Here is a 22258-nt window from a genome sequence, read left to right on the forward strand (position 1 = left end):
TAAGTACTCAAGAGAAGTTGAGAGAGGAGCCGTCTCGACGAACCACAGATCTGGATTGATCTAGTTGGACGGCGTAGGTAGGTGAACTTGAGAGCCGAGGGATGATGTGATGAGCTGTTGTTCTCCACGACGGAGGAGACTTGATAGCGACGGCTGTGAGATTCCGAGTTCCTCGGCGAGTTCTTCGGCTGTGACCCGGCGTGGACTCTCGTAATAGCCGCGAGAGATAGCGAGTGTGAGGGCCTCGCGCTGCCGATCGGTGAGACCATCCTGGGATGAATCCTCTGACGCAGACGGCTCGGAGGAAATCGAGACAAGGTCGAGCGAAATACCGTGACTCTCACAACTCTTCCGGAAGTCGTTGAACTCTTCGTACTCCTTGAAAACCTTCGTCTCGTGCCAGCCCTCCGGCGTGATGATCGTCGGGTCAAGCTGTGCGCCCTCGAAATCGGGCGCGAACGCTTGCGAGACGGATTCTTCCAGTTCGACAGTGAGCTTGTAGACTGCCTTCTCGCTTGTTTCTCCCACCGAATCCACCTCCACGACATCGTCGAGAGCTAGCAAGTCTTCCTCGGAGATGTCATCGTCGTGGTCGAATTGAACGGTGAATATCTGCACGTCCGGCTGGAGACAGAGGGCGTGAATGCACTCAATTTCGTCCGGTTGCAGTGTCTCCGGGATACTGACGAGCGGTAGCGAGGACGACCGCAGAACGAACTCAGTCGTGATCGTCATTATAGAGAGATACGCTGTCTGTACAGTTAACCTTCTGGGTCCACCCAGATAGAACAATTTGGTGATGGGCTAGCTACGGTAGCGCCGCGAGATATGCGACCCTGTTTCGGGCTGGTTGAAGGGGTAGCCACCTCGAACTATCCTTTGGTTCAGAGGCAAGCTGATAATCCTCCAAAAACAGGAGTGCTCTCTGACAGATGGCCATCCAGCTTCATTTCGAGCGGTTTTTAGAGCCTCTCAGCGAAGAACCTGATTAACCAACGATTGGCGGGTTCAAGGGAGAGCGTTGGTTAACGCGGTGTTGTTTTTGCGCCCGGGAGAGGGGCGCAGGGCGCGAGACGATGCAGTCGCACGTCGACGAGGATTCCTGAAGTGAGGTGACCGAGATGAAAGATCCCGAGTCCAGAACCTTCTTCGCTGGCGTCGATGGACGTACCGACACCGAACTACCAGAGTGGTATCGAGAGCGACACGGGGATGCAGACCCTGTGACCTTCGCCGAGGCGGTCCATGATCTTCTACAATCCCTCATCGGGTCAAGAGTTTATAACCCATTACGGGGGAACCGCGGAGGGAGGTGACGGAGCTTTGACCGACCATATCTGTGACTACTGTGGCGAGGCATTTGCGACCTCCAACGAGTTGGGAGGGCACGTAACCGCGGTCCATCGTCGCGACCAGATCGTAACGGACGCGGACGTTATTCTCGATGATATTCGGCGTGTCGCAGACAAATTAGGAAAACCGCCGACAGCAAAGGAGATGAGCGAGCACGGGGAATACTCCCAGCGCGTCTGCCAGAACAAATTCGGGAGTTGGAACGAGGCGCTTCGTGAGGCTGGCTACGCTCCAAACCGGAAATTCCGACTCACCGATCAGGACCTGGTGGATGAGATCGACCGCCTAGCGGAGCAGTTCGGTCGCCCGCCATCAAGCGGAGAGATGGATCGGGTTGGAGAATATCACAGATGGACGTATGACCACCGGTTTGGCGGGTGGGAAGAGGCACTCACCGAAGCTGGCTTCTCACAACCACGGTCCTATCAAGAGCGTTCAGAGATTCCATACGGGCCAAATTGGCGGGAGCAACGGCGACAAGCATTAGAACGCGATGACTACGAGTGTCAAACGCCGTGGTGTGAGATGACCCAAGCGGATCATCAAGAGCAGGTCGGGAAGGACATCTCTGTCCACCATCTACTCCCACGGAAATTCTTCGTCGGTCCCGACGGACGGTTTGACTACGAACAGGCAAACCGGGTTTCGAATCTCGTGACAGTCTGTTCGAAGCATCATCTCATCTGGGAAGCCGTCGCCCCGCAGCGTTTGGATACAATTGTCGACGCCACACGGCCACCAGAGCGAGGTAGGCTGGTGGGTGTTGCTCTCCCCCTCCGAGGGGATGAGGGGGAACCCTCGTGATTCAAATGCGAGAGACAGACGAGTCTATCCCGACGCCCGATACAGACGATTTCACGAACAGAGAACGACTCCACTGGCACCTCACCACTGCCCTCGAAAGCGCTGAGTCGGTAGAGACGAAAGTTCATCTCCGAGAAGCCCTTGCTGCGTGGCAGAATCTCCCGCCGACACCACTCGTCGAGTGTCCGCTCTGTGGAAAAGTCGGGCTTCCAGAGCGAATCCAAGCTCACGAGTGTCGACAGTCGTAGCGTCGTTTTTTGCGCCTCAATGGGTGGAGGCGCAGATCAGAACGTTCGCGCCTTCGGAGGATGCTATGAAAGACCCAGAGGAAGCTACGGTATTCGCAGCCCTCGATGGGCGAACCGAGACTGAACTACCCGAGTGGTACGCCGAGCAACACAGCGGTCCCGAACCAATCAGCTTCAGTGAGGCGATTCGAAACCTCCCGCAGGCAGTCGGTACAGCAGTCGCGTATCGCAACCCGTACAAAGAGGAATGGGTTGAAACGGAGCGATTCAATGCCATCGTCGAGCCATCCCGGCTACAAGCAGAAGCAGACGGTGATACCGAAGCAGAGTCGCTATTTCACATTCCGACTGACTCGTACTCGATCATCAACCCGGTCGACGTCTACGGGCCGCTGGAGGAGGTCCTCCGCGAGGAGACCATCGACGGGACCCCGCTGGGCGAGGTGATGTTCGGAGAGATTCGGCGCTACCGGGGAGGCGGCGAGGTCCACATGGACATTATGTTCGATGGTCTCGAGGTGCGCCTCCCCGGCCGGTCGGACCCGATTACGATGGGCGTCACGTCGGGCTACGACTTCTTCGGCGAGCACGCCGTCTACGTGGAGGGGTTCGCCCAGGACGGCTACTGCTCGAACACGATGCGCTCGCTCACCGACAAGGAGGTCATCAAACACGTCGGCGACGTGCGGAACTTCCGGACCTGGTGGGAGGAACTCCTCGCACAGGTCGAACTCGTCGCGGACGACCTCTTCGAGTTCATCCGGGACGCTCAGGATATCGACCTCGACTTCTCGGAGCTCCCGTTCACCGTCACGGAGTTCTACACCCTGCTGGGCTTCCCGGACTACCTGGCCGAGCGTGCCGCCGGCGATGCAGAAGCCAACGCCGCGTCACCGTTCGAGATCGATATGTGGACGCTGCATTCCGGCGCGACGTACGCGCTCACCCACTTCTTCCAGGGGAAAGAGGGGGCATCCCTCGATCAATACGTTCGGATCGCCAACGACATCCTGTTCAACCCGGAAGGTACGATCGAGCGCGTCGAGCAGGCGTACGAGCAGCAGCTAGAGGCGGACGGTGACGACGGGTCACAGGCGTCGCTGGCCGGCGAACGAGCGCTGGCGAGCATCGAGCGCGTTAGCGACGACCTGCAGGAGAAAGTCGAGCAGTTCGAAGAGCGCGAGGACGCGCTGCGTGAGCGGTTCCAAGAGGCGATGGGCTAAGAGCAGTCGGAGAGAAAATTCGCCAGGCGTGCTCCCGTTCTAGCGGCTGGAATCCACTGCTGACAGTATTAAGTGAGTAGGGGCGTACCCAGAGACCATGTCTATTGAGCATAATCCGACTCTCGACGCGCGAGAGCCACAGCAGGGGGATATAGAGACTTTTGAAGAGTTGGAGCGTGGTGACTCGGTCAAATTCTTTGAATGGCCCGTCGAGCCGTTGACCGTGATCGGCTGGGAAGAAGACGATAATGTCGGGAAGCGAGTACGAGTTGAAGCAGAAGGCGGCGAGTCGTTTCTCTACCAGGTAGACGGCCATCTCTGGCATTACGTCCCTGAGGACGAGTTCGCCGGCGAGAATAACCCATACCCTGTTCAGAACCTCGTTTTGCTCGAATCCTCGGAAGCCTGATTGGGCTTCGAGACAGCTCGAATCCTGTCGTGAAGGCCTCTATTTTGATGGTCTCATTCGCAGTGGGTGCACCTTCCCAAGATCTACTGCTTCAATTCTCTGCTGTTGCTCGTGCCCTCGATAGGTGGAGGCATCCGTTATGGGTACTTCTACAGACTACTCAGAGGCGTCAGACGAATTTCCGCCTGAAAAGCGGCTTGAAGCACCGAACACGCGCCTGATCAAGGCAGGGATCGCGACGATTCCGGATATGGAAACCCTCCAGGAGTGCGTTGCCTACGAGAACGCCCACCAGAATCGAACGCAAATTCTGCGCCGGCTCAAGTGGAAGGCTGAAGAGCTGCGTGAGAACGAAGAGTAAGCTCTATTCTTAACCAACACACTCCACGTGAGTTTCCCTATTGTTGGTTAACTGCCTGAGTCTCGGTTTTTCGGGCCCCTGAATGGGTGCGGGGCAGCCAGCAGCGGCCTCGCGAGCCTAATCATGTCCCTCGAGCTGAGCTCCAGCGCCAGCACCGCCCGCGAAATCGCCGCCGCCAGACAGGCAGACTACGTGGCGTTTCTGCATCGAGCGCCGTTTGTCGTGGACGCTGTCGACCTCGGCTTCCTTCCCGGGTTTCGCGAGGATTGTGGGTACCAAGAGACGCAGTATCAGAACCTCAGCCTTCCCGTTGGGATGCTCGACAACGATTTCCGAAATCCCGATCTGGAGCGGTTCGTCGACCGCTTCTTCGAGCACGAACCTCAGGTCGGGGTCATCGGGGACGTCGACGAAATCGACGACGTCGACGCCCACGTCGCTGCTGCTCGTGAGATCCAAGCGAGCTATCCAGAGGCCGAGCTCATCGTCGTTCCGAAGTCGCGGGCGGTGATCGACGCGATTCCCGAGACCCTCGTCCTCGGGTATTCACGAGGATACGCCGACCGCCTGGCCCACGAGTTCTCCGACCCTGCCGATTGGAGAGGGCGGCGCGTCCACATCCTCGGCGGGAGTCCGCCTAAGCAGCTCGATGCCATTCGACAGTTGACCCGACCGACACTCACGGACGAGCCACCAGCCGACATCGTCGGCGTCGACTGGAACGGGCTGCATCGCGGCGCGCAGTTCGGTGAGTTCTGGACGGCCGACGGCTGGGACGACAGCGGTCGCGACGCCGACCACGTCACCGTGCGAAAGACGGTGCGCCACAGCCTCGCTCGCGTCCGTGAGTTTTGGAGGACCCACGGAATCTGGCCCGAAACGACACCGCAAAACGAGGGGCTCAACGTCGAGTACGAGGGACCGAGTCCTGCCGATCTCGAGGACGCCGCCTGTACCGAGTGCGGGACGAACGTCTGGCGAACTCGCCGCGGCCCGTACGTCGCCGAATACGATACCGGCGCAATCTGTGGATACTGCAGCTACGAGTGCTACTTCAGCCACCGTCATCGGAACAACCTGGAGGAGATCGCCGGCGAGCAGAGTGTCTACCTGCCACCACCGTGAATTCACGTTTTGACGCTGATAGATGCGATCGGAGAGTAGCCTCCAATGTGATTAGGGATGTCCAATCAGCTCGTCTAACCTGTCGACGAAATCCACGCCGACATCCTCTTCGATGAATACCTCGTCTCGGATGTCCGCATAGACATCTTGTAACTGCTCCGCATACTGTGGGGTCGCTCGTCTACCCGTGAGCCGCTCTTCAAGATTTGCGAGCAACAGCTCACTGTATTCCCACGGCAACGACCCCTCCCCATGGTTTCGGAGTTCGACCCCGGTCAGGAGGATTCTCTCCGTAATGTCTCGTTTGAACCGATCCGGGATTTCGCTGGTGGTCAGTATCTCCTCGTTGCACGATACCAAGATGATTCCGGTCATCTTGGGGATGCTGGCAGAATCACGCCCAGTGTATGAGCTCCGAATAGTGAGGTACTTTTCAAATTCGTCCGTATCACCCGTTTCGTCCTCGGTACTGGCGGTTTCACTAGAAACTGAACTCTTGTCTTTATTTGTCGAGGTCCGGGCGGCGGACGTCGTTGCCTCTTCAGGTGCGTGCAGTGGCACATCACAAGCTTCGGTATCGCTGGTTCGTGAGACTACCTCTGCCTGCATCATCCGCATCCAGTCACACATATTCCCGACCATCTCGTTCAGGAGCCGAGAGTAGTCGTTTGGCACTGAAGCATCTGGGTCACTGTACTCCGTTATTTCGTAGTTCCGGCAGATCTCTCGTGTGAACGTCTCATAGTAAGAGAGCCACACATGCCACGAAACCTTCTGATGGAACGCCTCTTTCACCAGCACGTCGAAAAACTGGATGCCGATGAACACCGGATCTCGAAAAATATGGTCGTCTGAGATTCTCGTATCAGTTAGCCGTTGATCATTGTACTCGTCGAATTCCTGCCTGCGCTGGTCTACAATTATATCCCGGACGGCATCACCGACCGGCTTGTATATATCTAAGTCCTCAACTCGATCCATATCCGAAAACAAGGCGTGAATGAGCCGATTATCTTCCTCGATCTTGTATCGATACATTCCGTCTGTGCTGGTGTTATTCTGCAGATCCCGATATAGGAGACTGTTCTCGGTCTTTACCAACGTGCGAAGATATCGATGAACAGCTTTCCGTCTTTGAAAGCCCTCCAGAGAATCATCACGAATCAATTTCACTCCAAGATCGGGGTCGATCACCGGATACTGCGCACTGAATTCTGGATCAAGGAACAGGGTTTCAGTGTAGGACGACGCCTCCGGAGCAGTATCCATCAACCAATAATTAACCAGCTGAACATAGTATTGAGCCCGGTACCACCGGATTACCCTCTCTCTCAGTGAATCAGGCTCATCTTCCACCTCCTCTCTCAGTTCTCGCGCGTAAACCTCTGCTAAACTGGGCTGCCTCTGTGGTTCCTCCGGGTGGTGAACAAGAGGCCGATAATGGTTCTGAAGGAGATTGACTAGTGTGCTATAATCGCCCTGATTATTCAGATCACGAAGAATAGACACTATTTTCCCTTCGTTCTTCACCCTGACAGAGGACTTCAGAAAGACCCCCAAGAACAATCCGACAATCCCTAGTACGGCAACTAATTGGAGAGATTCAACCAGCAGCGGGGTGACCTCCACAGAACCAACCCCATAGCTAACCGGTACGCTGGCCGCCTCAAGACTCTCCAAATAGATTGAGAGCCAATACGATCCGATAATCACCAGGAAGGCGATCAAGATATACGCGAATCTGGGCTTCGTCCATAGATTGTATCGAACACGGAGTTGGCGGTGTCGAGGAAGGATAGAATAGACGGCAACGATAGAGGCGAGAAACGTGAAAACCAATAATTCAGCCATAAATTCTCTGTCTTAGTCTGGTCCCATAACACTTGCCGAGAAAGAGTGTGCCACCCCAGACAGGCAGGCGCGAGGGACGGGATTCCTCAGGGCGTCAGATTACATGTGCCATATCCAATACAGCTTTGAAAACCAATTACTAGTATAGAAATCCGCGTGCTGGTTTTTCGCGCCCCCGGAGAGGGCGAGGGCTCCATCAAGAGTCCTCAGAGGTGACTGCCTGTGAGTCAACAACAGAGTCCCGACAACGTCTCGATCGACGACATCCCAGTCGATATCGCAAACACGCAATCAGAGGAGATCAATCCCGCCGATGTCCCCGACGAAATCGAGTCTATCACCCGTGGGCTCGCCGGTGAGCAGCCGCCGACGAATCCCATAGTGGTTCTCAAAGCGGCTCGCTGGTGGTATCTACACGGCAAGGGCGGCACGGATCCCGCCTTCCAGTGGGCCATCGAGTGGGCGCGTCATCTTGCGACGGACACGCCCAGCGATGTCGAACGGTTCGACGAGTTCCTCGAGTACCTCGTCTCGGTTGGCTTTGCGGACGAACGCCACGATCTCCGGTGACCGACAGAGCGGTTTTTTGAACGCCCCTGAGGGGTGCGGCGCGGTCTGAACAGACGCAGTCGCCGTGAACTCGATTCGGTGATCACGATGTCTACGACCAGTGACTCGTCGGTCTCCTTCGACCAGACCGACACGCGATCAGACGAGATGAACAGTACGATCGAACAGTGGATCGACGACCTCGTCGCCGGCGTCGACGACGCGCAGGCCAGCGAAGAGTTCCAAGAGTGGCTCGATGTCCAGAGTCGTTTCCACGACTACTCCTACCGGAACGCGCTCCTCATCAAGCGACAGTGTCCCGAGGCGAGCCGGGTGGCGGGCTATCGGACGTGGCAGGAGGAGTTCGACCGTCACGTCAAGGAGGGCGAGTCGGCCATCTGGATCTGGGCACCGATCATCACCAAGCAGTGCCCGGAGTGCGAGAACTCGCCGAGCTACCACGAGGACAGCGACTGTGAGTACGACGAGACGCCACCCGAGGAGTGGTCCGAGGGCCTGGTCGGATTCAAGCCTGCTCCGGTGTTCGACGTCTCCCAGACCGAGGGCGAGCCGCTTCCTAATCTCGACACGGAAGCGACCGGGGACGCCGGCGACCTCGTCGAACAGTTGACTGCCGCCGCTGACGACCTCGGCGTGACGGTGCGGATCGTACCAGCTGAGGAGTGGACCCACGGCGAGGCGAAGGGCATCTGCGAACAGCTGAGCCTCGTCGACGTCCAGCCGCTCGTCGAGGTGCGCGATCGGGAGAATGAGGCCGACTTCGCGCGGACGCTGATTCACGAGTACGCCCACGCCCTGCTCCACTTCGATGTCGACGACGACACCGAACGGTCGAAACGCGAAGTCGAGGCCGAAGCCGTCGCGTACGTCGTCGGGCGGTACTGCGGGCTCGACACGAGCGGATCGGCGTTCTACCTCGCTGCGTGGGAGTCGGACGATCCCGAGGTCGTTCGCGAGCGGCTCGGACGGATCAGTCGGACGGCAGAGGAACTCATCGACGTCCTCGAAGAGTAATCCTCGCGCTTCACTTGCGGAACAGTCCTACGAGTAGCATCAAACCAGCAGCTCCTATCGCGAAAGTCGTTTGAACTGCAGAGAAACCCCCGCGAAGTGCCATTCGAGTATAATTTGGATTTGAATGGTAGAGGTCGCTCGCCATCCTAATTATCGAATCAACTAGTGGAGCCAACACATCAAATACCAGCGCCTTTCCAAAATTCACCCCTGCTTGACCCAGTCGGTACGCAACCGTCACCAAGAAATTCGCCTTCCCCGTCAGGAAATGGCGGTTTGAAGGTGTGACGTACTGTCCCCTGCCGTTGGTCGGGTTAAATGGCCATTTTGCGAACTTCACAGCCTCAGTAAACAGCGATGCCACAAACGCGATAAGTCCCCGAATCATCTTGTGTGTTATGTAGTAACTAGTGGCACATTAAATTTCGTTCTCAAAAGGCACCAAGCCAGACGGCTAAGTGAGCCAGATCAATTCTCTATGTCAACATTGGCTTCCAGTTTCTGGAAGTTTTTCTGCGCCCCGCCGAGGGGCGGAGGCGCATTCAGACCTCCGTCGAATAATGACTGAACCCTATCTCACGACGGTCCTCGAGGAAGCCGAGCACGTTGCCAAACAACACCACCAGGTCGCTCGTACGACAGACAACCAAGCCCACGAGTACCTCCGATACGCCGTCCTCCGAGTGCTCGAAGGCGCGGCGGAACACCTCCCGGCGGACTGGACGCCGGTCGACGGCGTGACCGTCGGCTACGGGAGCGACGAGGCGATGTTCGACAGCTGGGGCTCCAGCGAAGACTGGTGGGAGACCGTCCCGCCGCAGGAGGCGTGTACCCGCTTCCGGGTGTTCTTCCCGGACGACCACCAGACGGTCCCCCGCGACATCGTCGATGTGATGGCCACGCTCGGTGCCTGGCGCGTCTGGACCGGGAGCGCAGCCGCGTGCGGCTCCTACGACCATCGCGAGCGCCGTGAAGTCCACTACCTGTGGCCGGAAGGCCATCCGGTGGAGGAAGTGCTCCACGAGCGGCTCAGGGGGCCTGCGGAAGCCGTCGCTCCCGACGGTGGCCGAACGGGCGACGTTCGCGACCGACTGGTCGTCGACGAGAACGCACAGTCGGAGGACGATCTTGAGCCCCGCACGAAGCGTGCCGTCGCCGAAGCGATGGACGTCTCACTCCTCTCGAAGGGGGGCCGCTATGAGGTACAGTCTGCGTCCGGGAACCGGTACGAAGTCGACGTCATCGACGAATCGTGTACCTGTCCCGACTGGCAGCAACGTTCACCCGAAGGCGGCTGCAAGCACCTGCGCCGCGTCGATCACGAGATCAAACGGGGCCGCGTTCCCCGACCAGACGGCCGCCTTCCCTCCCCGTAGTCGTGGCCAGACTACTCCACGGGACGGACTGTGTCGCCATCCCGACGGACCCGGTCGAACGTTGAGAGATACGCAATCCGGTCGTGAACCTCGTCGGTATCCAGCTCCAGTTCGGCGGCCAGTTCGTCGACGGTCATCGGCTCGTCGAGTGCTTGGAGGACTTCGAGCCCCCGGTAGTACCGGTTCGTCAGTTCCTGAACGCGCACCTCGATTGGCGTGGTCACTCCGTACCGCTCCTCGAGTTCGACCAGGGCCTCGTTCGCGAACGTGGCGAACTGATCGTCCCCCAGGCGTTCGATCTGGGCTTCGAGTTCAGTCCGGACGACGTCGTAATCGAGACCGGCCTGTACGAGCATATTCATGTCCTCGATGTCGTCGTCGCGGCCTGCGATCGCCTTGAACAGGAAGATATCTTCGTTGCTGACCAGCCGGACCGTCAGTCGATCTGTGTCGAGGAACGGCTCGCTGCGCTCTTGCATCCCGTCGGTGAGCACGAGCTTGTTCGCGACCTGCTGGTTGAAGATGTCAAGGCGACACCCGTCGTCGTTCTCGACGCAGCTCGTTGCCCCCAGCGCCCGATAATCTGGATCCAGCGATTGAACCTCCGCATACCCGAGGTCCATCAAGACGGCCCACAGCTGACCGTACGCGTCGCCATCCGGGACGACCAGGTCGATATCTTTCGTCGCCCCCTTGAGGTCGCGCAGCGACATCGCGCCACCACCGATCAGGTAGACCGTGAGCGGTTCAGATAGGCCATTCGCGATTCGCTGGAATTCGTTCTCGATGTACTCGCGGCCGAATGTTGGTCTCATTGTGGTAGTGGCACCTCGTAGTCAGCCGCCAGCTCCTGGAACTCGTCCCACTCCGGGAGCCGGTCATCGTCGACCTCGCCGTGCGTCTCGAGGTAGCGGAGCAAGGCGTCGATATCGGCTTCAAGGCCATACTTCGCCGCCTGCTCTCGGAGGGCCGCCTCGTCGACGTCGACGTGACTGAGCAGGAGGAGACAGTACGAGCGGTGACGGCTGCCGTCGTCGATCAGCAGCGTGTGACAACACAGCTCCGCCGGCGAAACTGCGTCAAGTTCCTCGGAGTAGACGTAGTAGCGGTGGCCGGTGAGCAGGAACTGGAGGTCGAAGGCCGCGAATCGAGCGAGGCCGGTTTCGTGGAACCCCTCTGCGTCGATCTCCGTCTCGGCCTGGGCAAGGAATTCGTCGTAGTCCTCCCAAAGAATCGTGCCCTTCGGGGCAACGGCTTCGAGGCGGTGGCGATGCAGATGGTGTACGAGTTCACGGGCGAACTCGTGGAGGCGGTCGAAGTCGGCGTTGAACTCGTAGTGGCCGTCGGCCGTCCCGACGAGACCCCGGTCGCGAAACCGCTTGAGGACGCGGTTGACCGTGTTGCGGTAGTTGTCGCTCCGGTTGGCAATCTCGGAGACGGTTCGCGGCTGGTCGAGGTAGTACAGCACCTCGAGTGCCTTGCCGGTCAGCAGTTCGGGGAAGTCGATGTGGGAGTGCTGGCGGACGAGGTCCTGATAGAGTTCGACGGCGCGAGCATCCGACGGGACGACTCGTTTTCGCCGGCCATCGCGTTCCGTGTAGACGAGTCCCTTTTCAACGAGGTCGCCGACGGCACGAGAGAGGTAGCTCTCGCTGTGGTCGAGCTTCGTCGCGAGTTCGGAGATTGTGTCGCCGCGGTCGGCCGTGGCGAGGACCTCGAGTTCGATGCGCCGGAGCACGGTGTAACATAGTACGAAACTTGTATATAAAGAAGTTTCGAGTAGTGTTACGTCCAGCAAGCACAGGAGCCGTCTCCATCGTCTTAACCAACAAAACTATGGATTCGTGGGCCGTGTTGGTTAACACGAGAGTAGCCGATGTCCTACGAACCCCCGACCCCACCGGCGAACTTCCCGACGGAGATCGTCAACACGCTCAACGAGTCGGACCCGGAGCAGCTCCGAGACGTTGCGACGTACGCTGAAGCGCTCGCCGAGCACAAGGAACGAGAGGCCCGTCTCGAGGAGTCGGCAGATCAAGAAGAGGTCGAAGAACGACCAGACGACCTCCCAGACGACGTCCCTGCCAAAGCGACGATCACGATCAAGGAAATCAACGACAATCGCTACTATTACTGGCAGTGGCGGGAAGGTGATTCAGTGAAGTCGAAGTACAAAGGACCGGTGAATCCCGACGAGTAGACGAGATTCAGCTGTAGCCAGATGTTCGTTCCAACGTGATTCGTAGCGTAGCAGATGACACCCCCCAGAGTGTGAATGGGATCGGTTTACCCGACACCCCTCGGTGTGAATGGGCTACCAACCGCCGATCTCTAACGAGACTTCACGCCGAGAGAAGACAGAGCAACACGCGGATAGATTACGCCTCGTTTACCCCCACACCCCTCAGTGTGAATGGTCCACCACCCAGGGTACCGCGATTAAGAAGGCATTAACAGCAGAAGTCCTCACGCCGTAGGGAGGGTTCTCGCCTCAGTGGCGAACCTTCGGCTTCGGCACAAGGCCTCGCCTTTCAGAATACATCTACTCGGAGGACTGTTTAGACTGTAGTATAATAAAGATAACTACAGCTGCGGTGCGGTGCAGTAGCGGGTCGGGTCAGCTACCGTGGCAGAACGTGTAAGCCGCTCTCCGTGCCGTACTAGGTTCTTCAGACGAACGAGCCTGCTTCCTCGACTCCCGTTCTATCTCTACAACCGTCGTATCCTATGGGGGACCATTCACACCGAGGGGTGGGGGTGTCACCATCCCATCAACGTCTGGAGTTCCGGCGTTGAGTTGATCAGTCCAGTTCGCGTACTCTCAACGTCTCCTTGGAGCGAATACGACCTGAACTTCCCCTGATCTCCGCCTTCCTTCTTTTTCGATTCGAGAACTCCTGTCGTCACGTGCTTGTTCAGAAGCTCAAGCGCACGATTGTACCCCTTGGGCTCTACTTCGACGTCCCGTGCTACTGTTTGGTAAACCTCGTGAATCTCTGACGTCCGGAACCATTCTTTCTCCGGGTTATTCCGGTCAAGACGCGTGAGAGCAAACAGGAGTAATTTCCCGGACAACGGAGTCCCTTTCACCATCTCCATAAAGAGTTCAACTTCGACGAGTTCGTCAGCTTCGAGAACGTGATTCGCGGTCACGATATCGTCGCCTTCTTCGTCGGCGATCTCGCCCGCATTCCGGAACAATCGGACTGCCCGTCGAGCGTCACCGTGTTCTTCAGCTGCGAGTTCAGCTGTGGTTGGAATCACCTCGTCATCGAGGACACCGTCGTAAAATGCGTCCCGTCGATTTTCGAGGATTGCAATGAGCTGGTCTTCTTCGTACGGTGTGAACGTTCGGTGTTCTGGCTGGAGAGTCGATTGTACCCGTGACTCAATTTCGCCTTTGAATTCGATGTCGTTCGAAATCCCGATTGTAACGACTGGGAAGTCAACGTCGTCTTTTGATTGTGTCCGTGATAGCGTGTAGAGGACCTCGTTGACTTCTCCGTGCTTGTCGATTTCATCAATGATGACGACGAGGCCGCCAGAGAACTCCCTCTGAACAACGGGCCACAATTTCTGATCTCGATAATGCTCGGCTGAGAGGCCCTGATAGGGGACATCAAGTGGGTTCTCTGCTTTCGCGTTCACCTGCTCTGCAATCTTTCGGAAGGTGGAGGTATACGTAGAGATGGGATCTGGGTTAATGTAGGCAGTAACGATGGGGGAGTCCGTTCCTGCAGTTGCTGCTTCAAGCCGCTCGCAGACGTGTCTTGCAACTAGTGTCTTCCCCGTCCCGGTTTCTCCCCACTCCAGGACGTTATCCGGGACGCTGTTTGTCCGCATCTTTCGGAGATTCTTGGCCAAGAACGTGATATGGTCGTCTCGTCCGACAATTCGATTGGCGTCAGGAACGTTATCGATCTCGAGCAACCACGGTTTCTCAAAAATATCCGATTCATCTTCGCTATCCCCCTCGTCGACATTTAGTATCTCGTCGACGGTTGTTTGCGTGGAATCGTTGTTTGGCATGACCGGACCAATTCGCCCCATTCACATATAGGTTGTCCACCCTCGGTGTGATTGATTTACCTCCATTCACACTCCGGGGGGTGTTCCAGAGAGCAGGACCCCCCAGAGTGTGAATGGGATCGACCTCGTCGCCCACTTGTGATTTTGCTCACCTCAGAAGACATTTGAGACTACTCATCCGTTCCGGACTGCTGTAAACTCCGTCAGCTCCACCTCCCGTGTCTCCGCGAGTCTCCGTCGAATATCTGTACGATCCCACCCCAGCGGCAACAGCACGCTCTCAATCGCTCGAACCAGCTGCGTCTCGTAGTACGAGGCGTCGTAGGTCTCGATATCCTCGTGGGCGAGGGCGACACGGTCTCGCGAGGATTTCTCGTCGTCGACGACCACGTACTCGATATCCTGGCCCGGGTGGACTGCCAGGTCCTGCTCGCGAGCCCGTTTCAAGGCGGCCACGTTCTGGGTATTCTGTGAATAGCCTTCCAGGGGCTTGGAGACACGATTCCGCTCGACGAGCCGCTCCACTGCTACGTTGCCTGCCTGCAGTTCGTCAATAGCTCGTTCGAGACGTCCGAGTACCACGTCCGGTGACCGCGTGGCATCGAGCCGGTCGAGACAATCCCGTTGGACGTCCTCGATGAACGGCGGGGTCGAGCGCTGCCGGGCTTCGATGCCTCTGATCTTGAAGTCGTCGTCGCCGGCGACCTTCCCGAAGTACTTCGTCAACGCGCCGGCGTCGCTCTCGCGCTGCGGCACGAACGCCACCCAGTCGTAGTGGGCTTCGTGTTCGAGCCGAATTTCGACGCCTTCCGTAATCTCCGTCGCTAGCGTCTCGAGGTTCTCGCGATCCTCGTCGTCGATGTCGGGGTCTGGCGTCACCCAGATGGAGTCGACGATCCCGTGGACGACGCGCCAGCCGCCAGCTTCCAGCCGCTGTTTCGCCGTCAGCAGAATCTCACGGGCGAACGCGTTGATCGCTTCGTGGCACTCGATGCGGCCGAACTTCGCGTTGCTGAACCCCTGATACCCGAAGCAGGCGACGAGGATCCACTTTAGCGCTCCCGACCGCCCTTCGAGTTCAGCCAGGCGGTCCTCGTCGGGATCGTCCCGTTCCTTCTCACGACGGATGGCCGCCTTGATCTCGTCGCGTGCGTTGATGATTGGCTGTAGCACATCGACGAGGTAGCCCCGGTCGTCGCAGATCGAGTATTCGAGCCCGGGGACGTCGTCGCGGTCGCCGTGGCAGTCACACCGGATGACGTCCGGTGAGACGTTCCGGGTACAGATGATGTTCGGGTACAACGAGGAGAAGTCGAGTTCGTGGACGTTCTCGTGAAGGCCGACCTCGGGGGCAAAGATGAAGCCGCCGCGGTCGGCGTCGTGGAGCGTCCCCATCGGCTTGTAGAACTCGTGGCGCCAGGAGTTCCACGGGACGAGGACGCCGCGGTCGTGGGCCTCACAGATTTGAATCGCGGTGAGGACGTTCCCGATCGACGCCCACGCGAGCTCCTGGACGGGCTTTTTCGAGCGCGACACGAGGTCGATGACGCCCTCGAGGTTCGTCTCCCCGTAGAAGAACGTGTTCGACTCGTCGATGATCGCCCGTCCGGGCACGTTGTACCGCGCCGGTGAGTGACCGACGCGACCGTAGCTCGAGTACGTCGACCGGCTCGCAAGCTGCTGGTAGTCGACGTCCGGCCACCGACTCAGCGAGAAGTCGCCGACGCCGGCGTCCGTCGCCATCTTGTACAGCGTCGGGACGATCTCGCTGGTTGAGCAGACCAGGACGTCCGGATCGTGTGCTTCGAGCACCTCCTGGACGGCGGTCAGGATATCCGTCGGCGAGCCGGTGACGGTGTCGCCGGCGACAGACAGTTCCCCATAGACGTCGTTGCTCGTTTCGGTCACCGGGACGCTGAGACGGAGCGTCGAGAGCTCGCTCGCCGGCGTCGGATCGGCGCCGGTCTCCAGACAGTACCGGAACTCTCGCGAGAAGTCGACGTTGAAACAGGCGAGATCCCCGATTGGATAGTCCGACAGCTGGCGTGCCTGCCGGGCGAGTGGGGTGATGCGGTCGATGTGGGCGACGTCGACGGCGAGGACTAGTTCCTCGTCCCGTCGAAAGCCCGGTCGTCGCGCAACCATTTCGGTCGCGACGACGTCCGGGTGCTGGTCGTACATCGACTGGAGGGTCGTGAGATTGAGGTCGTTCGCTGGGTCGCGAGCGGCGACGTAGAAGCGTGGGGTGTAGTCCTCGCGCTCGGTCACGACGGCGCCGTCGGCGGTTGCCTCCCACTCCAGGACGCGGCCGTCGTCCAGGAAGTCAATACTGAACGGCATCTGTGGCTATTTCGCCTCTGCCTGTTTGGACGATTGCGTTTCTAATAAGCTGAGGCGTGTCGTTTCCGAGTTTCAACCGAATCGGTACAAAACGTCTCTAATATCCGATCTTGTCTTGTTTGGCGCGTACACTTTCTTTTCCGGGGTGCTTTCCGAGAACACAGCCAAGTATTAACCAACAGATTCGGGTGCTGGCGTCATTTGTTGGTTAAGAATCGACGCTCTTATGTAGAATTGCGGAAAGCCCCGATAACGAGACAGTCAATGATTGACTCGGTGGATTCACCAGCTAGGTTGAGTGACCGAACGATACCAAAGGTATGAGCGGCCTGTTCCAAGCCTTGCTTGGACAGGCCGCGGAACTTCCGCAGCCACGGCTGGAGGAGCGAAAACAGGCACTCAGCTTGGTTAATATGGACGCCTTCTGGCGATACATACCGCTCTTTGTGCATGACCGTTCGGTGATTCCGTTCCATCTCTCGGTAGGCTTGGAGTCCGTCGGTCCAGACCTCTCCCAGCCGCTGGGAGAGGTCTTCAGCCTCCTGGATTACCGGTTCAAGATCTCCGCTGTAGTCGATGCCGAATTGGCCGCGAATCACGCGAAGCGAGTCGCGGCACGCCGCAACGAGCGTCAATTGATCACCGTGGCGGCCTCGCCAGCGTGATCGGCCTGTCTGGGACGAGCCGCCGCGAGAACGGCTGTTCCGCGGCGGCTCTTGGCCTTTGTAGCCCGAGCAAACCTCACCAGACTCATCGACTTGCGTCGGACCATCGATTGTCTGGTCGAGGAGGCTCCAAACGACGGGGAAGCCGCGCTGAACCGCGGCTTCCACCTCTCGAATCGCCGTGTGAACGGTTCTGTAGGCCCGTCCGAGGAACGGCGCAATCTGGTTGATACTGAGCAACGTGTCCGCGTAGAGCGTGAAAGCGAGAAGCACCTCACCGCAGGAGAGGTGCTTCTCGTGGAACGGCGTGCCATAGGTGAAAACCGGCTTGAAATTGCAACTACGGCACCAGATTCGGTCGATACTCTCCCAGGTCACTATGCTCTGGTGACCACACCGTGGACAAGACGTATTCTCCCAGAATTCCTTGAGTCGCCGCTCGATGCGGGCATCGAGCGGCTCCGTGTTGACTTCGACGACGCCCAGCTCGATCAGCTGTCGAAACATCCCGCCGAACGCTGGCTGAGCAGAAACCATATCGCCAAATTAGCGTCGGCTCAGTGTAATTATACGGTCTTTCCGCAGCTTTGCATAAGAGCGAGAATCGAATTTGATCGTCGTATATCTCATTTATATGCCATCAGAGCCTTTGGCGGTCATCTCTATCCAGGATATCATACTCTGAGTATACACGGACCAAAGACTTATTTAGTATCTGGAGTATGGTATTGGTATATGAGGCCGAATGTTGACATTCCGTGGTCCATCCATGGGAGAATCAAGGAGCACGCAGAGCAGACCGACCAAACAATCGAGGAAGCGTATATTGAAACCCTTGAGAATGGAGTCCGCGATCTGCCCGAACAGCGGGGAGAAGTCACTCTTCCAAGTCCCGGTTACAACGATTTTGGGCCACGACTTATCCGAACGCAAGGAACAGACTCACCGGATATTAATGACTCAGTGACGTTCCATCCGTTTTTCCACCTCGGTGAGAACTCAATGGAAATCCGAACACGGACGGATGATATGGATGCTGATGAGTTCACAGACCGATTGGCAAGGATCCACAAGGTAGGAAGACTTAGCACGTCTTGGTTCACAGTTCATCAGCTGGGTGGAGCACTCGTCGGTCGGGGGCCTGCTCACCTTGCCACGGCAGTCAGAGAAGCCCACGCCACGTTTGCTGATGAGGACGTTCCGACGTACAAGAATGGACACCTCATCTATATTGCCAACCTCGCCTACGAAGACGAATACTTGCTTATCAGGGCGGAACTTCCCCGATCATCCCGTGACAAACAAGTCCTTTCAAATGTCGAACTCCGGTTCATCACGGAAGGCGTTCCCGTCACTGGAGCACTCTATCAACGACTGGCTCGCGCCTTTGGTTTTAATGAACTTTTCAACGCCACGGCGTTTGATCTTCCACGAACCGGATTCAACGCACCAGAAGGTAGCACACCCGTTGTCTCCGAACAGATCACCACGGAAGAGGAGAACTACGATGACCCAAGTGTTAACGGGCTTATCATCGAGAATCCATTACAGAATAACGACGATCTCCTTTCCCATCTCAAATCGGAACTTAGCGGACCTGATCAGTCTAAATCAGAAGCAGAACACCACATTGAGGTGTTAGAAAATTACGATGAGTTGTACTGTGATCTTACTCACAACCACGGATTGTCTGAGGATCGGGAGTATGAATTCAAGGGATTATCTGCGACATACATCAAGCCCCTTTTCAACCGAAACAGTACGTGGAATCTTACAGCCAGTGTCAGCTGGTGATTTCAGTACGAATATTGGTTGAGCCGTGTTTCTCCAAATAAGAGTAACTCTATGAGTAGAGATTCCGCCTCTCAATCTAAAGATCAGCCCTTGGCAGAACTCTGGAACTAGGGAGACATATCTCTCACTCGATGGGATTGAGTGACTGCATCGTGGAGTGGAATTTCGAGTATCGTTATTGTCCTTCCTGGTCGGGATTAACATAGCGAGACTGCCTCCCGTGGCCATCTCCGCTCGCTGCGACTGCGGCCTCGAGTTCCTCGAGGCGTTCCTCGTGGTCGTCGAGTCGGCGCTCCTGTTCGAGATCGATGCTGAGCAGCGCCGGCAGCAGCGGGTTCTGGTGGTTCAACAGCCCGCTCGCGTCGGCGTGCTCGCGGGCGTACTCGAACAGCCGGTCGAAGCGCGGCTGGTCGCGACGCCGCAGTGCCCGGCGGAACTCCGCCCAGCGCTCTTCGATGGCCCGCAGAGCATCTCGGTACGTCGGGTTTGTGCGCCCCATCGCTATCGGCCTCCTGCCCCGGTCGCCGTCCACGCATCGAGCAAGGGGTCGGCGGTGGCCGCCACCGTCTCACCGTCAGCTGTGACGCCCGTTCCGACGCCCTCCGGGGTCGGCGTCGACGGCGCAGGCGTCGTCGGTTCCACGCCGACCTGTGTGGCGCGTGCCGCGAGCAGCTGCCGCCAGTACGCGAACGTCGTCTGGTAGTACGCGCCGTCGTCGACGGGATAGACGAGCGTCTCGAAGCCCTCGCCGACGACCCGTGGGCCCATCCGAGTTTGCTCGCACTCGAGATGGTGGTCCGCGACCGTCGCGACTGGCTCGGTGAATTCGTTTCGTTCGTTTCGCGTAACGAGCACTGGGATGTCGTACCCCTCGGCGTAGGTCGCCAACCGGGCAAGGGTGCGGGCCTGGAGGGTTTTCGCGTGGGTTTCGCCGAGGGTATCGTCGGCGCGGTACTGGGCGTCGACGGCCGGCGCGACGATGACGGCGGGTGTGTGGGGCGACGTGTCCTCGTCACGACTCGGTTCCCCTCGACCGGCCGCCCTGGCGTCGGTGGTGGACATCTGGATCGATTTGTTCACTGCCGTCGGGAGATCACAGACGGCGCCGTAGTGCTGGTAGGCGGTGAATCCTCGTGCCACATGGATTCGGTTGAGCAACCGTTGACTGGGCGCGATCTGGGCGAGTGTCGTCGTCGTCGCGTGACCATTTGCGTCGACCCAGAAGGCGGGCCCGTCGTGCAGGAGGAGATGGTCGAGTACGAGCGACTGCAGGATCGGGACGCCGCGGTCTCCCTCGACGTCGAGCAGCGTGATGCCGTCGCCGAGTGACGGCAACAACATCTCGTCCGTAGCCGGATCGGCCTGGTCAGCAAGGGACCGATTGCGGTCAGCGCCCCGTGTCGGCTGGTCCACCGCCAATCGGTTCGACGTTGAGTGTTCTCCCATACTCGACTAGTTGTCTACGTTCCCGATAAGCCGCGGCGTGTCGCTTCCGCGTTTCCGGGAAGGCTTGGGACAAATTTAGAACCAGACTCAGTCACTGGATTTCTGGCATGCTTCGTTTGCTTCTGAGAATGTTTCCAGAATGGTCTTCTCAAGTGGTGATCGTTCTTAGGCGCTGTATTGAATACACAGTGCATAGCTCGAATATTCAAATACCTCTAAAGACAAGGATGCGGTAGAGCGCGAGGTCGAACGCGAAGTCCGTAGTTCGTGATCCTGTACTACGACCGATCTACTAGTTGATCCGGTATTTTATGACAGATCACGTCACAACTACATGGTAATGAGACGACGACAATCAGTTGACCATCTCTTCTCCGACCAATCGATCCACGAATACCGGCGGGAGCAAGAGACAGAGCTGAAGGACGAAATCAAGGAACTGTCCAATGACGAGCTACAGGACAGCACCGACCTCCTGACCTTGATATTCACGTCGAGATACACACCATCCCCGATCCAGCTCAACGACTACGACCTGGAACAGGCGGGCGAGGTCGAGAAAGAGATCCCGCGTGGCCAAGGCCTGCCCGGCCTCAATCAGCGCGGCCGGTCTACTAAGACGTACCAGCGGATCCGTGTGAAGCTGCCATTCCACGGCGACCGCGACCTCCTGCAGATCAATCCCAGCTCCTCGAAGCTGAACAAACCGCGCTACAATGAACTGAACCGGAACGAGATCGTCTACTACGTCGACTACACGATCGGGAACAAGGATGCGGAACAGGTCCAAGTCGAGATTCAGTCCGAGGTTGACGAATGGGTGGACAAGGTGGCGTGGTTCGTGGAACAGCTTGAGGATGATATCGCGAAGATGGAAGAGCAGTTGCGGCGGACCGCCCGCCGCTCAATTGAGGAACGGCGGGAGATCGTTGATACAAACCATGCGGTGATGGCCGAACTGGGTGTCGACACCGGTGACACCGCGGAACCAGGATATGTAGTGCCGGAGAAAAAACGAGAGATTGAGTTGCCTTCACCGGCCGCAAACAGTGATGACGAGGTGCTACAGGACCGGACCTTTATCGAGGTCTTGGATCTGCTTGATGACTTGGGACGGGATCTGGAACGGTCCGCCACGCCGGTCCGGGGTCTGGATGAGGAGTCGCTTCGCGATATTTTCCTGATGGGGATTAATTCGCATTACTCCGGGTTCGCAACCGGAGAAACGTTCAATCGCGGTGGGAAGACGGATATCCTGCTCCGGTATGATAACGAGAACCTGTTCATCGCGGAGTGCAAATTCTGGGATGGACCATCTGTGTATGCCGACGCGGTTCACCAGCTCCTAAACAACCTGACCGTCCGGGATTCACACGCTGCACTCTTGATCTTCTCACGGCGCCAGGACTTCGGGACGGTTGAGGACCGGATACGGGAGGCGACGATGGATCACAAACGGTATGTCTCTGAGGTGTCGGAGATTGCAGATCACGGTGTATATCGACTGGAGTCGGAGAGTGGGCATCCGGTCAGAGTCGCGGTGAAAGCATTCGATGTCCGGGAGTAGGCATAGTGCGATTGGTCCAGTTCTTCTACTCCTTGAGTGCGAATAGTGATCTACGGTAGTCTCAGAGTAGATGGCAGAAGCTT

The 22258-nt window shown here is 57.8% G+C and carries 22 protein-coding genes; 12 read left to right on the top strand and 10 right to left on the bottom strand.

Annotated elements, in window-relative coordinates:
• Positions 1 to 60: 60 nt before the first annotated feature.
• Entirely contained in the window at positions 61 to 735 is a 675-nt protein-coding gene (locus ACY9XZ_RS19980) for a helix-turn-helix domain-containing protein (protein WP_463458738.1), read from the bottom strand.
• Between the two features lie 510 nt (positions 736 to 1245).
• Here ACY9XZ_RS19980 and ACY9XZ_RS19985 point away from each other — a divergent pair.
• The 6 genes from ACY9XZ_RS19985 (at position 1246) to ACY9XZ_RS20010 (ending at position 5523) form a co-directional block, all read left to right on the top strand.
• Positions 1246 to 2157, top strand: coding sequence for a homing endonuclease associated repeat-containing protein (locus tag ACY9XZ_RS19985; protein ID WP_463458739.1), 912 nt, complete (start codon positions 1246 to 1248; stop codon positions 2155 to 2157).
• A gap of 5 nt (positions 2158 to 2162) precedes the next feature.
• Positions 2163 to 2405 (top strand): hypothetical protein, encoded by a 243-nt coding sequence (locus ACY9XZ_RS19990; protein ID WP_463458740.1) that lies wholly within the window; start codon positions 2163 to 2165, stop codon positions 2403 to 2405.
• A gap of 65 nt (positions 2406 to 2470) precedes the next feature.
• Entirely contained in the window at positions 2471 to 3628 is a 1158-nt protein-coding gene (locus ACY9XZ_RS19995; RefSeq protein WP_463458741.1) for a hypothetical protein, read from the top strand.
• 97 nt (positions 3629 to 3725) lie between these two features.
• Positions 3726 to 4037 (top strand): hypothetical protein, encoded by a 312-nt coding sequence (locus ACY9XZ_RS20000; RefSeq protein ID WP_054584773.1) that lies wholly within the window; start codon positions 3726 to 3728, stop codon positions 4035 to 4037.
• Between the two features lie 139 nt (positions 4038 to 4176).
• Positions 4177 to 4398, top strand: a complete 222-nt coding sequence (locus ACY9XZ_RS20005; protein WP_463458742.1) for a hypothetical protein — start codon at positions 4177 to 4179, stop codon at positions 4396 to 4398.
• A gap of 123 nt (positions 4399 to 4521) precedes the next feature.
• Positions 4522 to 5523 carry a DUF6610 family protein gene (locus tag ACY9XZ_RS20010; RefSeq protein ID WP_463458743.1) on the top strand — a complete coding sequence of 334 codons (1002 nt, stop codon included), beginning with the start codon at positions 4522 to 4524 and terminating at the stop codon, positions 5521 to 5523.
• A gap of 51 nt (positions 5524 to 5574) precedes the next feature.
• Here ACY9XZ_RS20010 and ACY9XZ_RS20015 read toward each other — a convergent pair whose 3' ends face one another.
• Positions 5575 to 7374, bottom strand: coding sequence for a hypothetical protein (locus ACY9XZ_RS20015; protein WP_435197488.1), 1800 nt, complete (start codon positions 7372 to 7374; stop codon positions 5575 to 5577).
• Positions 7375 to 7596: 222 nt separating this feature from the next.
• On the opposite strand from ACY9XZ_RS20015, the gene ACY9XZ_RS20020 reads away from it, so the two are divergent.
• Together ACY9XZ_RS20020 and ACY9XZ_RS20025 are read left to right on the top strand one after the other, a co-directional pair.
• Entirely contained in the window at positions 7597 to 7944 is a 348-nt protein-coding gene (locus tag ACY9XZ_RS20020) for a hypothetical protein (RefSeq protein ID WP_463458744.1), read from the top strand.
• A gap of 87 nt (positions 7945 to 8031) precedes the next feature.
• Positions 8032 to 8958, top strand: a complete 927-nt coding sequence (locus ACY9XZ_RS20025) for an ArdC-like ssDNA-binding domain-containing protein (protein WP_463458745.1) — start codon at positions 8032 to 8034, stop codon at positions 8956 to 8958.
• Positions 8959 to 8968: 10 nt separating this feature from the next.
• Here the strand turns inward: ACY9XZ_RS20025 and ACY9XZ_RS20030 are convergent, their stop codons facing one another.
• Positions 8969 to 9346, bottom strand: coding sequence for a hypothetical protein (locus tag ACY9XZ_RS20030; RefSeq protein WP_463458746.1), 378 nt, complete (start codon positions 9344 to 9346; stop codon positions 8969 to 8971).
• Between the two features lie 172 nt (positions 9347 to 9518).
• On the opposite strand from ACY9XZ_RS20030, the gene ACY9XZ_RS20035 reads away from it, so the two are divergent.
• A complete protein-coding gene (locus ACY9XZ_RS20035) occupies positions 9519 to 10334 on the top strand; it encodes a hypothetical protein (RefSeq protein WP_463458747.1) in 816 nt (271 codons plus the stop codon).
• A gap of 11 nt (positions 10335 to 10345) precedes the next feature.
• On the opposite strand, the gene ACY9XZ_RS20040 is transcribed toward ACY9XZ_RS20035, so the two are convergent.
• Positions 10346 to 11149, bottom strand: a complete 804-nt coding sequence (locus ACY9XZ_RS20040; RefSeq protein WP_463458748.1) for a DUF6036 family nucleotidyltransferase — start codon at positions 11147 to 11149, stop codon at positions 10346 to 10348.
• A complete protein-coding gene (locus ACY9XZ_RS20045) occupies positions 11146 to 12072 on the bottom strand; it encodes a helix-turn-helix transcriptional regulator (protein ID WP_463458749.1) in 927 nt (308 codons plus the stop codon). The genes ACY9XZ_RS20040 and ACY9XZ_RS20045 overlap by 4 nt, the downstream gene beginning before the upstream one ends.
• Positions 12073 to 12210: 138 nt before the next feature.
• Between ACY9XZ_RS20045 and ACY9XZ_RS20050 the strand changes: the two genes are divergently transcribed.
• The gene (locus tag ACY9XZ_RS20050; RefSeq protein ID WP_463458750.1) at positions 12211 to 12534 is read left to right on the top strand and encodes a hypothetical protein; all 324 of its coding nucleotides are present in this window, start codon (positions 12211 to 12213) and stop codon (positions 12532 to 12534) included.
• A 560-nt stretch (positions 12535 to 13094) separates the two neighbouring features.
• Here ACY9XZ_RS20050 and ACY9XZ_RS20055 read toward each other — a convergent pair.
• The 3 genes from ACY9XZ_RS20055 to ACY9XZ_RS20065 form a co-directional block, all read right to left on the bottom strand.
• A complete protein-coding gene (locus ACY9XZ_RS20055) occupies positions 13095 to 14363 on the bottom strand; it encodes an orc1/cdc6 family replication initiation protein (RefSeq protein WP_006825219.1) in 1269 nt (422 codons plus the stop codon).
• Positions 14364 to 14537: 174 nt separating this feature from the next.
• Positions 14538 to 16703, bottom strand: a complete 2166-nt coding sequence (locus ACY9XZ_RS20060) for a type B DNA-directed DNA polymerase (RefSeq protein ID WP_463458751.1) — start codon at positions 16701 to 16703, stop codon at positions 14538 to 14540.
• Positions 16704 to 16927: 224 nt separating this feature from the next.
• Positions 16928 to 17905, bottom strand: a complete 978-nt coding sequence (locus ACY9XZ_RS20065) for an IS1595 family transposase (protein WP_463458752.1) — start codon at positions 17903 to 17905, stop codon at positions 16928 to 16930.
• A gap of 198 nt (positions 17906 to 18103) precedes the next feature.
• On the opposite strand from ACY9XZ_RS20065, the gene ACY9XZ_RS20070 reads away from it, so the two are divergent.
• Complete coding sequence (locus ACY9XZ_RS20070; RefSeq protein ID WP_463458753.1) at positions 18104 to 19162, top strand: hypothetical protein; 1059 nt, start codon at positions 18104 to 18106, stop codon at positions 19160 to 19162.
• Between the two features lie 175 nt (positions 19163 to 19337).
• On the opposite strand, the gene ACY9XZ_RS20075 is transcribed toward ACY9XZ_RS20070, so the two are convergent.
• A complete protein-coding gene (locus ACY9XZ_RS20075; protein WP_463458754.1) occupies positions 19338 to 19661 on the bottom strand; it encodes a hypothetical protein in 324 nt (107 codons plus the stop codon).
• Between the two features lie 2 nt (positions 19662 to 19663).
• Entirely contained in the window at positions 19664 to 20608 is a 945-nt protein-coding gene (locus ACY9XZ_RS20080) for a hypothetical protein (protein WP_463458755.1), read from the bottom strand.
• A 340-nt stretch (positions 20609 to 20948) separates the two neighbouring features.
• Between ACY9XZ_RS20080 and ACY9XZ_RS20085 the strand changes: the two genes are divergently transcribed.
• Positions 20949 to 22175 carry a hypothetical protein gene (locus tag ACY9XZ_RS20085; protein WP_463458756.1) on the top strand — a complete coding sequence of 409 codons (1227 nt, stop codon included), beginning with the start codon at positions 20949 to 20951 and terminating at the stop codon, positions 22173 to 22175.
• Positions 22176 to 22258: the final 83 nt, after the last annotated feature.

This window comes from Haloarcula sp. HT12, assembly GCF_055271655.1.